Here is a 13,303-nt window from a genome sequence, read left to right on the forward strand (position 1 = left end):
CCTTCGTTGTCGATCTTGCGGTATCGCGTTGATGGCCGCCAGAGCGTCTGTCAATGCGGAGACAGGAGCAGGTTGATCAGCTGTGAGGCAAGGTCGCTGCTGGCCTGGTTGTTATCGATCACGGCGTTGGCGAGGGCCCGTTTGCGGGCGAGCGGCCACTGGGAGTGGATGCGGTCGGTGGCCTCCCCAGCGTCGAGTCCATCGCGGGCCATCAGGCGTCGAAGCTGCTCGGCCTCGTCGCAATCCACCAGCCACACCTCGCTGCAGAGGCTCTCCAGCCCCGCCTCAAACAGCAGCGGGATCATCAGGACCACGGTGGGCACCTGCTGGAGCCGTTCCAGCTCGACGGCAAAGCGTTGCCGCACCAGGGGGTGCACCAACCCCTCCAGCCAGGCCCGCTCGGCCGCATCGGCAAACACGATCCTTCCCAGGGCGGCCCGGTCCAGGGCCGGGCAAGCGTCGGCGGACGGAGGGGCAGCCCCATCGCGCGCCCGCACCTGCTGGCCGTAGCGCGCCAGCACCGCCGCCGCACCGGGGCTGCCCGGCGCGAGGGCCTCGCGGGCGTAGCGGTCGGCATCCAGCACGGGCAGCCCGAAGCGGTGCTCCAGCAGGGCGGCCACCGTGCTCTTGCCGGTGGCGATTCCACCGGTCAGTCCGATGCGGCGCTGGGGCTGGCTCAGGGCGCGTTGGATCCGCTGGGTTGCACTCTGGGGCCTGGCGCCCGTCGATCGACGCCGCGGCAGCGGATCATTGGAGTCCGGTGCCCCTTCAGGATGGGACCAACGTGCATTGGTTCCGTGGTGAGCGTCCCTGGCCCCTGGCATCCCATCGCCGGTGGCATCACGGCCCCGGCAGGATTTCTGGCGTCGGGCCTCACGGCGGGCCTGAAACCCTCCGGCAAGCCCGATCTGTGCCTGCTGCTGGCACCGGAGGGGTCGGTCTGCGCCGGCAGCTTCACCACCAACCGGGTGCGGGCGGCCTGCGTCGACCTCTGCGCCGAACGGCTGGCCGCCACGGGCGGCAGGGCCAGGGCCGTGCTCACCAACTCAGGCCAGGCCAACGCCTGCACCGGCGAGCGCGGCCGCAGCGACAGCCTGCGGGCCACCGCCGCCCTGGCGGAGCGGCTGGCTCTAGCCGAGGAGCAGGTGCTGATCTGTTCCACAGGGGTGATCGGCGTGCCCATCCCGATGCCGCCGCTGCTGGCTGCCATGGAACCGCTGGTGGCGGGACTCTCTGCGGAGGGTGGCGCCGCAGCGGCCACGGCGATCCTCACCACCGATCTGATTGACAAACAGATCGCCCTGGAGGCCAGTCTCGGCAGCAGCACCGTGCGGATCGGCGGCATGGCCAAGGGATCGGGGATGATCCATCCCCAGATGGCCACGATGCTGGGTTACCTGACGTGTGATGCCGGCGTGCCGGCCGATGTCTGGCAGGACATGGTGAAGCGGGCGGTGGATCGCTCCTTCAACGCGATCACGGTGGACGGCGACACCAGCACCAACGACACATACCTGGCCTTTGCCGCCGGTGAGCTCCTGGATCCGGGGCACTTCGAGGCACTGGAGGCCGGCCTGACGGCGGTGTCGCAGCACCTGGCCCGGGCCATCGCCCGCGACGGCGAGGGTGCCACCTGCCTGATCGAGGTGCGGGTGGAGGGCGCCGCCGATGAGGCCGGCGCCCGCGCCATCGCCCGCACCGTGGCCGGTTCGTCGCTGGTGAAGTGCGCCGTGCACGGCCGCGACCCCAACTGGGGCCGGATCGTGGCCGCCGCCGGCCGGGCCGGGGTGGCCTTCGACCCGCTGGCCGTGGCCCTGTGGCTGGGGGAGCACCAGCTGATGGCGGCGGGCCAGCCCCTGGCCTTCGACCGTCCGGCCGCCTCCGCCTACCTCAAGGCCCGGGCCGCGGGCGCCTACCTGGTCGACGACACGGTGGGCATCCGGCTGCGGGTCGGCGAGGGCCCGGGCAGCGGCAGCGCCTGGGGTTGCGACCTCTCCGATCAGTACGTGCGCATCAACGCCGACTACACCACCTGAGCCCGCCGGCCGGCCCCCATGGATGCCGGGGCCACGCCTGGGCAAGATGGCAGCGACTGCGCTGACGTCGATGGTCACGGCCAGGCCCCCCTCCACGCCCAGCGGGCCCCGCGCCCGCGCCGGATCCCGCCCTGGCTGGGACTGGCGGGTGTGGTGGATCGTCGGCCTCTGCTTCGGGCTCAGCTACGGCGCCGGTCTTCGGCTGCTGAGTCTGGGCGGTGAGGAGGAGCGGGGCAACCGCCAGCGCTTCGATGTGCAGGCTGCCCCCGGCACGACGCTCGAATCCCTGCGTCAGCGCTTCGGCGGCGAGGCCCGGGAGATTCGGGGTGACCTCGACCTGATCGACCTGGAGCAGCTGCAGAAACAGGAGCAGGCCGACCTCGAGGAGCGACGGCGGGGAATGGAGGAGCGTGAAGCGCGGGAGCGGCAGCGGTTGCTTGAGCAGACCGAGACTCCCAGCGACGCCGACCCGCCGGCAGCGCCCGGGCCCGGAAACGTTGAGCCCCCTCCGGCCCCCGCCCTGCCCCCGCCACGAACGCCGCCGGCCCGCGAGCGGGAGGCCGCCGGCCCAGCGCCGATCGCCCCGCCTCCGCTGAGCGCCCCACCGGCTCCCGGAAACCAGCCCTGATCTGCCACAGTTCGTTGAACCCTCCGGCCTTGTCATGAGCGCGCCGCAGTCCCTCGCCATGGCGGCCGTGAACCGCCTGGCCGCCCGCCTGGGCAGCGGCCTGGCCGATGCGGCGGCCACCCTGGCGGTGCTCGCCCAGGACGCGCCCGCCAAGGTGCAACAGGAACTCAGCCTGTTCTGGGAGGAGGTGGCCATGGAAGCCGAGCGGATCGAGAACGACCGCAGTGCAGCCGCGGCCCCAGGAAGGGGCGGCTCCGCCGACGACCCCCAGGAACGGATCGATGGCCTGCGGGCCAAGGTGGCCGAACTCTCCAGACGCCTCGATCAGGTCCCAGCGGCCGCCCCCGACGGTCCGCCGCGGTCTCCGGGGCAGGCCTGATGGCGGCCCCCTCCAGCCCCGGGATCCTGCTGTCCCGCTTCTGGCGGCCCCTGCGCATCTGGCGTCTGGTCGTCCAGTTGCTGGCTGGCCTGTGGTGGGATGGCCGTCCCTGGAGCTACCCGGGAGGACGCACCCCCGAGCGCCAGGCCGCTCGCCAGCGCCGCCGGGCCCGCTGGCTCACGTCCCAGTTTCTTGAGCTCGGCTCCGCCTTCATCAAGCTGGGGCAGCTGCTCTCGGCCCGCCCCGATGTGCTCCCCGCCGACGTGGTGGAGGAACTGGCCCATCTGCAGGACCGGGTGCCGGCGTTCCCCTTCCCCGTGGTGGAGTCCCTGCTGGAACAGGAACTGGGCGAGCGTCGGGCCGAGATCATCGACCTGGCGGTGGAGCCGCTGGGGTCGGCGAGCCTGGCCCAGGTGCACCGGGCCAGCCTGCGCAGCGGCCGGCAGGTGGTGTTCAAGGTGCAGCGGCCCGGGCTGGAGCGGCTGTTCCGACTGGATCTGGAGGTGCTGCAGCAGGTGGCGGCGGTGGTGCAGCGCCATCCCCGCTGGGGTGCGGGCCGTGATTGGGTAGGCATCGCCAAGGAATGCCGCCGGGTGTTGCTGCGGGAGCTGGATTTCCGCCTGGAGGCGGAGCACGCCGCCCGTTTCCGTCAGCAGTTTCTTGATGATCCCGGCATCCGCATTCCTGCGGTGATCTGGGAACTCAGCTCCCGCCGGGTGCTGTGCCTCGACTACATGCCCGGCATCAAGATCAATGACCGGGAGGCCCTCGTCCGCGCCGGCATCGATCCAGCGGCCGTGGCGGAAAAGGGGGCCGCCAGCTACCTGCAGCAGCTGGTCCGCTTCGGCTTCTTCCACGCCGATCCCCATCCCGGCAACCTGGCGGTCGCCGGCGACGGCTCATTGATCTATTACGACTTCGGCATGATGGGCCAGATCTCCGAGCGGCTGCGCAGCCGGATCGGGCGCATGGTGCGGGCTGCGGCGGCCCGGGATGCCTCCGGCCTGGTGGACGAGCTGCAGCAGGCCGGCGTGATCGCCCAGGGCATCGACCCGGGTCCGGTGCGACGGCTGGTGCGGGTGATGCTGACCGAGGCCCTGACGCCGCCGTTCAGCGCCAACGTGCTCGACAAGCTCTCGGGTGATCTGTATGAACTGGTGTACGGCCAGCCGTTTCGCCTGCCACCGGAACTCATCTTCGTGATGCGGGCCCTCTCCACCTTCGAAGGAGTGGGCCGCAGCCTGGATCCGGGCTTTAGCCTGATGGCGATTGCCCGTCCTTACCTGCTGCCCCTCATGACCGCCAGCGGTAACGGCCCGAATGAACTGTTCAACGAGATCTCCCGCCAGGCGGCGGAGGTGGGCAGCCGGGCGCTGGGGATTCCCCGGCGGCTGGAGGAGAGCCTCTCACGCATTGAGCAGGGGGATCTGCAGGTGCTGATCCGTGCCGGAGAAACCGATCGGCTGCTGCGGCGCCTGGCCCTGGCCCAGCAGAGCTCGGGTCAGTCCTTCCTGCTGGGGGGCCTGGCGGTGGCGGCGGCGCTGCTGGCAGCGAGCAGCCGCCCCGCCCTGGTGGCGGTGCCCCTGGTGCTGGGGCTGCCGGTGGGCCTCTCCTGGCTGAAGCTGCAATCGCGGCTCAAGCGCGATGGCCGCCTCGACCAGCTGCCTGGGGTCGCCGCAGCGTCACGCCGGGAGTGATCGGCGGGCCGCCTCAGCCTCGGCCCCGCGGCCCCCGGTCTTCCACGCCGGCATAGATCGCCTGGCTGCCCAGTTCGTCCTCGATGCGCAGCAGCTGGTTGTATTTGGCGACCCGGTCGCTGCGGCTGAGGGAGCCGGTCTTGATCTGGCCGGCGCGGGTGGCCACGGCCAGGTCGGCGATGGTGGTGTCCTCGGTCTCGCCGCTGCGGTGGCTGATCACGCTGGTGTAACCGGCCCTTCCAGCCAGATCGATGGCCTGCAGGGTTTCGGTGAGTGAGCCGATCTGATTCACCTTGATCAGGATCGAATTGGCGATGCCCTGCTCGATCCCCTGCTGCAGACGGGTGGTGTTGGTCACGAACAGGTCATCGCCCACCAGCTGCACCGTGCTGCCCAGGCGCTCGGTCAGCAGGCGCCAGCCCTCCCAGTCGTCCTCGGCCAGGCCGTCCTCGATCGAGACGATCGGGAAGCGGCTCGCGAGAGCCGCCAGCTGGTCGACCATCTCGCCACTGGTGTAGCTGCCCCCGCCGAAGGCGTAGCGGCCATCGGCATAGAACTCGGTGCTGGCCACATCGAGGGCCAGGGAGATCTGGTCGCCGGGGCGGTAGCCGGCCTTCTCGATCGCCTGCATCAGCAGCTCGCCTGCGGCGTCGTTGCCGGCCAGGTCGGGGGCGAAGCCACCCTCATCGCCCACGGCGGTGGAGAGGCCCTGATCCTTGAGCAGCCCCTTGAGGGTGTGGAACACCTCGGCGCCCATGCGCAGGGCCTCGCGGAAGCTGCCGGCCCCATGGGGCACCAGCATGAATTCCTGAAAGTCGAGGTTGTTGGAGGCGTGGGCGCCGCCGTTGATGACGTTCATCAGCGGCACCGGCAGCAGGGTGGCCATCGGGCCGCCCAGGTAGCGGTAAAGCGGCAGGCCCAGGGCCTTCGCGGCCGCATGGGCGGTGGCCAGGCTCACCGCCAGGATGGCGTTGGCACCGAGGGCCGATTTGTTGTCACTGCCGTCGAGTTCGTTCATGGCCTCGTCCACGGCGCCCTGGTCGAGGGCACTCAGGCCGCAGAGGGCCGGGGCGATGCGCTCCTCGATGTTCTCCACCGCCTTGCTGACGCCCTTGCCGAAGTAGGCCTTCTCGCCGTCGCGCAGCTCGTGGGCCTCATGGGCGCCGGTGCTGGCGCCGCTGGGCACGATCGCCCGGCCACTGGCGCCCCCCTCCAGATACACCTCCGCCTCCACCGTGGGGGTGCCCCGGGAGTCGAGCACCTCACGGGCCACGATGGAGTCGATGACGAGGTCGAGGGAGTCGTACACAGGGAGTGTGCTGGTGGGCGAATCCTATGGGTGGCCCTCCACCCTTGCCTGTGTTCCCTGCACCACCGTTTGGCGATGACCCGGGCCCACGGCCCCCTGGTCAGAATGGCCCCAGCTGGTCCAGCGCCGATGCGATTGCTTCACACCATGCTCAGGGTGGGCGACCTGGAGCGCTCCCTGCGCTTCTACATCGAGGTGCTCGGCATGAAGCTGCTGCGCCGCAAGGACTATCCCGGCGGCGCCTACACCCTGGCCTTCGTCGGCTACGGGGATGAGAAGGACACCACCGTGCTGGAACTCACCCACAACTGGGGCACCGAGGCCTACGACCTCGGCACCGGCTTCGGCCATCTGGCCATCGGCGTCGATGACATCTACGCCACCTGCGCGGCCATTGCCGCCAAGGGTGGTCAGGTGGTGCGCGAACCCGGCCCGAAGCAGCACGGCACCAGTGTGATCGCGTTTGTGCAGGATCCCGACGGCTACAAGGTGGAACTGATCCAGACGTCGTCGAGGTCCGATGCGCCCTGAGTCCCGCCTGCGCGACGACCGGGAGTCGGCGGCTGCTCCCGCCAGCCTCACGAGCGATCCTGACCGCTTCAGTGACGCCGCCTGGGATCTGTTGATCGCCTCCCAGGAGCAGGCGCGGCGCTGGCGCCATGGCGCCATGGACGTGGAGCACCTGCTGCTCACCCTGCTGCTGAACCGGCGCTTCGCCACCTGGGTGGAACCGCTGCCCCTCGACGAGGACCGGCTGCTCGATCGACTGGAAACCTTCTGCGCCGAGCAGCCCGGTGGCGACGGCGGCATCCTCTACATCGGCGATGCCCTTGAAGATCTGCTGGAGGAGGCCGATCGCCGCCGGGCGGCCTGGGGATCCCGGCTGCTGGATGTCCCCCATGTACTGCTGGCCCTGCTGGTGGATCCCCGCATCGGGGCGTCCCTGCTGGTGGAGGAGGGCCTGAGCGAGGACCTGTTGCTGCGCCAGTGGCGGCCATTGCCGGCCGCGGCCGAGGCCGCTGCTCCGTCTGCGGCGCCGGTATCGGCCCCGCCGCCCGCCGCCCCCCTGCGGTCACCGACGCCGCCGCAGACCGACCTGACCCTGCAGCGGGAGGGCGATCCGGAACCCGGTGCCCTGGCCCGCTACGGACGCGACCTCACCGCCGCCGCCCGGGCAGGAGAACTCGATCCAGTGGTGGGAAGGGATCCGGAGATCCGCCGGCTGATCCAGGTGCTTTCGCGCCGCAGCAAGAACAACCCGGTGCTGATCGGTGAGCCCGGTGTCGGCAAGACCGCGGTGGCCGAATCCCTGGCCCAGCGGATCGTGGCCGGAGAGGTGCCCGATGCCCTGCGGGGACTGCGGCTGGTGGCCCTGGATCTGGGGGCCCTGATCGCCGGGGCCAAGTTCCGCGGTCAGTTCGAGGAGCGCCTGCGCAGCGTGCTGGCGGAAGTCCGCGACTGCGACGGTGCCAGAGGCGAGGAGGGGGGTGCCAGAGGCGCCGGCGGTGTGGTGCTGTTCATCGACGAACTGCACACGGTGGTGGGCGGTGATCGCTCCGGCACCGATGCGGCCAGCATCCTCAAACCGGTGCTGGCCCGGGGCGACCTGCGTTGCATCGGCGCCACCACCCCCGAGGACTACCGGCGCAGCATCGAAAAGGACCCGGCCCTGGAGCGCCGTTTCCAGCAGGTGGTGATCCGCGAACCCGATGGCCCCACCTGCCTCGAGATCCTGCGGGGGCTGAAGGAGCGCTACGAGCTCCACCACGGCGTCACCATCACCGATGGGGCCCTGGTGGCGGCCTCCAGACTCGCGGCCCGCTACATCAGCGACCGCTGCCTGCCTGATTCGGCCATCGACCTGATCGACGAGGCCGCCGCCAACCTGCGCATGGAGGCCACCTCCAAGCCCCAGGTGGTGGAGGCGGCCGAGGCGGACCTGCGGCGGGTGGAACTGGAGCTGCTGGCGGCTGAGGCGTCTCCGCTGGAGGAACGTCTGCAGCTGCAGGAGCAGCGGCGCTTCGCCCACGAACAGCTCGAACGCCTGCAGCGGCGCTGGGCGGGGGAGCGGGAGCGCCTCGAGGAGCTGCGCGAACTCATGCACCAGGACGAGGACCTGCGCCACGCCATCGCCGAGGCGGAGCGGGACGGGGACCTGGAGGAGGCGGCCCGGCTCCAGTACGACCAGCTGCACGGGGTGCAGCAACGCCGCGCCACCGTCGAGGCGGAGCTGCAGAGCGATCCGATGCTGCGCGAGCAGGTGGAGGAGGGGGACATCGCCGATGTGGTGGCCCGCTCCACTGGCATCCCCGTGCAGCAGCTGCTGGCCGGCGAACGCCAGAAGCTGCTCGAGCTGGAGCAGCGGCTCGGCGAGCGGGTGATCGGCCAGCCCGAGGCGGTGGCGGCGGTGGCGGCGTCGATCCGTCGCTCCCGCGCCGGCATGCAGGCCCCCACCCGGCCGGTGGGGTCGTTCCTGTTCCTGGGGCCCACCGGCGTCGGCAAGACGGAACTGGCCAAGGCCCTGGCGGCGGCCCTCTTCGATGAGGAGGAGGCCCTGGTGCGGCTGGACATGAGCGAATTCATGGAGCGCAATGCCGTCGCCCGCCTGGTGGGGGCCCCCCCCGGCTACGTGGGCTACGAGGAGGGGGGCCAGCTCACCGAGGCCGTGCGTCGCCGCCCCTACGCGGTGCTGCTGCTGGATGAGGTGGAGAAGGCCCATCCCGATGTGTTCAACCTGCTGCTGCAGGTGCTCGACGACGGCCGGCTCACCGATTCCCAGGGCCGCACGGTGGACTTTCGCCACACGGTGGTGATCATGACCAGCAACCTGGCCAGCCGGGCGATCCTGGAGAGGGCCCGCTCCGGCTCCAGCCCTGACGGCGGCGGCCATTCCCTTCACCCCGAGGAGGGCGAGCTGGCCCAGGAGCGCGCCCTGGATCTGGCGGTGGAGGAGGCCCTGTCGCGCCAGTTCCGCCCGGAATTTCTCAACCGCATCGATGAGGTGATCCGTTTCCGGCCCCTCGCCCGCACCGATCTCGAGCGCATCGTGCGCCTGCAGCTGGCGGAGCTGGCCGCCCTGCTGCGGGAGCAGCACCTGGAGTTGGAGCTGGACGAGGCCGTCGTCGTGGCCCTGGCCCAGCAGGGCTACGAGCCGGAGTACGGTGCCCGCCCGCTGCGGCGGGTGCTGCGCCGTCGCATCGAGAATCCCCTGGCCACCGAATTGCTGGAGGATCACTTCAGCGGCGCCAGGGGCGTGCGGCTGGAGCTCGCCGGCCCCGGGGACGAGGGCTTTCGCTTCATTCCCCTGAAGGCGGATGGGGAAGGACGTCCGGTAGGGTGATCGTTTGTCGATGCTTGCCGACATAACGGCAGCCATCGCCTCCACACCGTGGAACCCATTCCCCCCGTCACCACCACCACGAGCAGTCCCGATGGGCCCCTGGCCCAGAGGAATGGCCTGTCCGATCCCGACGAGGGGCCGGATGGTGCCTCGAGCGACGAGGAGACCGCCACCGGTTTCTTCGCGGTCACCCTCGCGGAACTGCGCAAGGTTGTCTGGCCGAGCCGCCAGCAGCTGTTCAGCGAATCGGTGGCGGTGATTCTGATGGTGAGCCTTTCGGCCGCAGCCATTGCCGCGATCGATCGCTTCTATCACTGGGGATCGGCCCAGATCTTCCGTTGATGACCCTTCCCCTGTCTGCCGTGCCCGAGACCGTGCCCGAGATCGAACCGGACGCCCCCGAGGTGCTGGAGCTTCCTGGCGAAGGGCCTGGCCCCGTCGCCGCAGACGGCGCCGCCGAGGCGGCTGAATCGGCCAAGCCCCAGGTGGCCCGCTGGTTCGCGGTTCAGGTGGCCTCCAGTTGCGAGAAGAAGGTGAAGGCCACCCTCGAGCAGCGGGCCGTCACCCTAGGGGTCAGCAACCGGATCCTCGAGATCGAGATCCCCCAGACCCCTGGTGTCAAGTTGAAGAAGGACGGCAGCCGCCAGTCCATCGAGGAGAAGGTGTTTCCCGGCTACGTGCTGGTGCGCATGGTCCTCGATGAGGACACGATGATGGCGGTGCGCAGCACCCCCAACGTCATCAACTTCGTGGGCCAGGAGGAACGCCGCGCCACCGGCAAGGCCCGGGGGCACATCCGGCCCCGGCCCCTCAGCCGCCAGGAGGTGGATCGCATCTTCAAGCGTGCCGCCGAGAAGAAACCTGTCCTCAAGGTCGACCTCACCGAAGGCGATCAGATCCTCGTCACCGCCGGTCCGTTCAAGGACTTCCAGGGCGAGGTGATCGAAGTCTCCGGTGAGCGCAGCAAGCTGAAGGCCCTCCTGTCGATCTTCGGCAGGGAGACCCCTGTCGAGCTCGAGTTCTCCCAGATCAGCAAACAGAGCTGATCAGCGGCGGCCGCCTCCCTGCGGAGGGCGGCCCAAGGTGGTCCCTACGGGACCGCCACGCTGCCGGGCCGTCCACCGCCCCGGCGATCCGCAGCACTCCCGCGAGGGAGTCCCGTCCCGCTCTCCCGCAAGGGAGTTCCGTCCCCTAGTCCAGACGATGGCCAAGAAAGTCGTAGCTGTGATCAAGCTGGCCCTCCAGGCCGGCAAAGCGAACCCCGCACCACCGGTGGGCCCTGCCCTCGGTCAGCACGGGGTCAACATCATGGCGTTCTGCAAGGAGTACAACGCCCGCACCCAGGAAAAGGCCGGGTACGTGATCCCGGTGGAGATCTCGGTCTTTGAAGACCGCAGCTTCACCTTCATCACCAAGACCCCGCCCGCTTCGGTGCTCATCTCCAAGGCCGCCGGCATCGACAAAGGTGCTGCCACGTCCGCCAAGGGCGCCGTGGGTGCCATCAGTCGCGCCCAGCTTGAGGAGATCGCCAAGACCAAGCTGCCCGACCTCAATTGCGCCAGCGTTGAGTCGGCCATGCGCATCATCGAAGGCACTGCCCGCAACATGGGCGTTGCCGTCAGCGACTGACCCTCCCCGGGCGTCGTTTCATTCCATTCACCTACCTGGGGGAGACCGCCCGCGGTCGTCCGCACCCCTTCCTGCCATGACAAAAATCTCCAAACGCTTCACGGCCCTCGCCGCCAAGGTCGAGGACCGCTCCTACGAACCGCTCGAAGCCATTGAGCTGGTCAAGGACACCGCCACCGCCCGCTTCGATGAAACCATCGAAGCCCATGTGCGCCTCGGCATCGATCCCAAGTACACCGACCAGCAGCTGCGCACCACCGTGGCTCTGCCCCACGGCACCGGTCAGAGCATTCGCATCGCGGTGATTGCCCGGGGCGAGAAGGTGGCCGAAGCCAAGGCCGCCGGTGCCGACCTTGCCGGCGACGATGAACTGGTGGACCAGATCGCCGGCGGTGCCATCGACTTCGATCTTCTGATCGCCACCCCCGACATGATGCCGAAGGTGGCCAAGCTCGGTCGGGTGCTCGGACCCCGTGGTCTGATGCCGAACCCCAAGGCCGGCACCGTGACCACCGATCTGGCTGGCGCCATCAACGAATTCAAGGCGGGCAAACTGGAGTTCCGGGCCGACCGGGCCGGGATCGTGCACGTGCGCTTCGGCAAGGCCAGCTTCCCCAGCGCCAAGCTGCTGGAGAACCTCAAGGCACTGCAGGAAACCATCGACCGCAACAAGCCCAGCGGTGCCAAGGGCCGCTACTGGAGGAGCCTCTACGTCGCCTCCACGATGGGCCCCTCGGTGCAGGTCGACTTCGCCGCACTCCAGGACATCAAGCAGGACAGCTGAAGCCCTGGAGTGCCTGCGTCGTCCTGGGTGCGGATCGGTGGCTGGGTGGCAGTTCCGCTCACCCTGCTGACCCTGGGGTGGGGCCTGCTTTTCCGGCCCGGCGCCGGTTCCATCGCCTCCCTGCCGCCGGAGTCCTCCGGATCGCCGTCCAACCCTGGCGGCGGTCCGGTGACCTTCGTCGGCGACTCGCTCACGGCCGAGGGCGACTGGCAGGCGGCGTTCCCCGCTCGTGTGGTCTACAACCAGGGCGTCAGTGGCGATACCAGCTTCCAGCTGATGGCCCGTCTGCCGTCGATCCGCCAGACCGGTGCCGCCACCTACCTGGTGATGGTGGGCATCAACGACATCATCTGGGGCTACGACCCCGGCCGCATCGCCGGCCGGATCCAGTGGCTGCGCACCGGCCTGCAGATTGGTACCGGGGCGCGGGTGGTCGTCCAGTCCACCATTCCCTGTGCCCGGTTCCGCTGTGGCGCCGACGGGGTTCGGCGGGTGGCGGAACTCAATCAGCGGCTCGCCCAGCAGACGCCTGCGCGGGATTACGCCGATCTCACCTCTGTGATGGCGGACGCCGATGGTCTCAAGCGCGCCTACACCGTGGATGGCGTGCATCTCAACGCCGCCGGTTACGCCCGCTGGCAGGCGCGGCTGCGGGAACTGGGCCTGCCGTGATGTAGGTTGAACAACTGGATTCGTCCAGAAGGGCACGCGCCCAACCCAAGACAGCAGGTCGTCAGGGTCGTCGATTCCGGTCGCTCGTTCCTTGTCGTAAGTCCTGCCGAGGTACACGCGATTGGTTTTTGCCTGTGCTGGTGACTCCGCCGGAGTCACTCAGATCGGAGCGGAGCGATGAGCGGCCTCGAAGCTTCCCTAGCCGGGGAGCTGTCAGGGCTGCGTTCCCTGCTTGTTCCCCCGATCCGATCCACTTCCTATGGGCCGCACGCTGGAGAACAAGCAACAGATCGTCGAAGAGCTCAAAGGGCTCCTCGGTGAAGCCGAAATGGCGCTGGTCCTCGATTTCAAGGGCCTGACCATCAAGGAGATGACTGATCTGCGGACCCGTCTGCAGGCCAGCAACGGTGTGTGCAAGGTGACCAAAAACACCTTGATGCGCCGTGCCATTGATGGTGACAGCGTCTGGTCGGATCTCGATTCCCTGCTCACCGGCACCAATGCCTTCGTCCTGGTCAAGGGCGATATCGGCGGTGCGGTGAAGGCCCTGCAGTCCTTCCAGAAGGACACCAAGAAGTCGGATGTGAAGGGAGGCCTCTTCGAAGGCAAGCTCCTTTCCCCCTCCGACATCCAGGCCATCGGGGATCTGCCTTCCAAGGAGGTGCTCATGGCCCAGATCGCCGGTGCGATCAATGGCCTGGCCACCAAGCTGGCTGTGGGCATCAACGAGGTTCCGTCCGGTCTCGCCAGGGCGCTCAAGCAACACGCCGAATCCGGCGAAGGTTGAGTTCGCCTTTCGCGAACCCCTGGGCTCCACCGATCCTCCCGT

Annotated in this window: 14 protein-coding genes; 12 read left to right on the forward strand and 2 right to left on the reverse strand. The window is 69.2% G+C overall.

Translation table 11 applies throughout. The features are described 5' to 3' along the window. Positions 1–50: 50 nt before the first annotated feature. Complete coding sequence (gene coaE / locus KUG43_RS04845; protein WP_216906656.1) at positions 51–824, reverse strand: dephospho-CoA kinase; 774 nt, start codon at positions 822–824, stop codon at positions 51–53. On the opposite strand from coaE, the gene argJ reads away from it, so the two are divergent. From argJ to KUG43_RS04865, 4 genes are all read left to right on the forward strand, one after another. After that, positions 801–2,036 (forward strand): bifunctional glutamate N-acetyltransferase/amino-acid acetyltransferase ArgJ, encoded by a 1,236-nt coding sequence (argJ, locus tag KUG43_RS04850; protein WP_502988575.1) that lies wholly within the window; start codon positions 801–803, stop codon positions 2,034–2,036. The genes coaE and argJ overlap by 24 nt on opposite strands. 70 nt (positions 2,037–2,106) lie before the next feature. Next, complete coding sequence (locus KUG43_RS04855; protein WP_216906660.1) at positions 2,107–2,664, forward strand: hypothetical protein; 558 nt, start codon at positions 2,107–2,109, stop codon at positions 2,662–2,664. 34 nt (positions 2,665–2,698) lie between these two features. Continuing rightward, on the forward strand, positions 2,699–3,043 hold the full coding sequence (locus tag KUG43_RS04860) for a hypothetical protein (RefSeq protein WP_216906661.1): 345 nt from the start codon (positions 2,699–2,701) through the stop codon (positions 3,041–3,043). Continuing rightward, a complete protein-coding gene (locus tag KUG43_RS04865) occupies positions 3,043–4,740 on the forward strand; it encodes an ABC1 kinase family protein (RefSeq protein ID WP_216906663.1) in 1,698 nt (565 codons plus the stop codon). Before KUG43_RS04860 ends, KUG43_RS04865 begins: the two co-directional genes overlap by 1 nt. A gap of 13 nt (positions 4,741–4,753) precedes the next feature. Here KUG43_RS04865 and eno read toward each other — a convergent pair whose 3' ends face one another. Next, entirely contained in the window at positions 4,754–6,049 is a 1,296-nt protein-coding gene (gene eno, locus KUG43_RS04870; RefSeq protein ID WP_216906665.1) for a phosphopyruvate hydratase, read from the reverse strand. A 129-nt stretch (positions 6,050–6,178) separates the two neighbouring features. On the opposite strand from eno, the gene gloA reads away from it, so the two are divergent. From gloA to rplJ, 8 genes are all read left to right on the forward strand, one after another. Then, complete coding sequence (gene gloA, locus KUG43_RS04875; RefSeq protein WP_216906667.1) at positions 6,179–6,580, forward strand: lactoylglutathione lyase; 402 nt, start codon at positions 6,179–6,181, stop codon at positions 6,578–6,580. Then, positions 6,570–9,389, forward strand: a complete 2,820-nt coding sequence (locus KUG43_RS04880) for an ATP-dependent Clp protease ATP-binding subunit (RefSeq protein ID WP_216906668.1) — start codon at positions 6,570–6,572, stop codon at positions 9,387–9,389. Before gloA ends, KUG43_RS04880 begins: the two co-directional genes overlap by 11 nt. Positions 9,390–9,506: 117 nt before the next feature. Continuing rightward, positions 9,507–9,731: a preprotein translocase subunit SecE gene (gene secE / locus KUG43_RS04885; RefSeq protein WP_254945043.1), complete on the forward strand. Its 225-nt coding sequence runs from the start codon at positions 9,507–9,509 to the stop codon at positions 9,729–9,731. Further along, the gene (gene nusG / locus KUG43_RS04890) at positions 9,731–10,435 is read left to right on the forward strand and encodes a transcription termination/antitermination protein NusG (protein ID WP_216906670.1); all 705 of its coding nucleotides are present in this window, start codon (positions 9,731–9,733) and stop codon (positions 10,433–10,435) included. The genes secE and nusG overlap by 1 nt, the downstream gene beginning before the upstream one ends. Before the next feature lie 157 nt (positions 10,436–10,592). Further along, complete coding sequence (gene rplK / locus KUG43_RS04895; RefSeq protein ID WP_216906672.1) at positions 10,593–11,018, forward strand: 50S ribosomal protein L11; 426 nt, start codon at positions 10,593–10,595, stop codon at positions 11,016–11,018. Between the two features lie 76 nt (positions 11,019–11,094). Next, positions 11,095–11,802, forward strand: coding sequence for a 50S ribosomal protein L1 (gene rplA, locus KUG43_RS04900; RefSeq protein WP_216906674.1), 708 nt, complete (start codon positions 11,095–11,097; stop codon positions 11,800–11,802). Positions 11,803–11,811: 9 nt separating this feature from the next. Continuing rightward, positions 11,812–12,474: a GDSL-type esterase/lipase family protein gene (locus KUG43_RS04905; protein WP_216906676.1), complete on the forward strand. Its 663-nt coding sequence runs from the start codon at positions 11,812–11,814 to the stop codon at positions 12,472–12,474. A 259-nt stretch (positions 12,475–12,733) separates the two neighbouring features. Then, positions 12,734–13,261, forward strand: coding sequence for a 50S ribosomal protein L10 (rplJ, locus tag KUG43_RS04910; RefSeq protein ID WP_216906678.1), 528 nt, complete (start codon positions 12,734–12,736; stop codon positions 13,259–13,261). Positions 13,262–13,303 lie beyond the last annotated feature (42 nt).

This window comes from Synechococcus sp. CCY 0621 (assembly GCF_019038465.1).
Taxonomy (GTDB): Bacteria; Cyanobacteriota; Cyanobacteriia; order PCC-6307; family Cyanobiaceae; genus Cyanobium.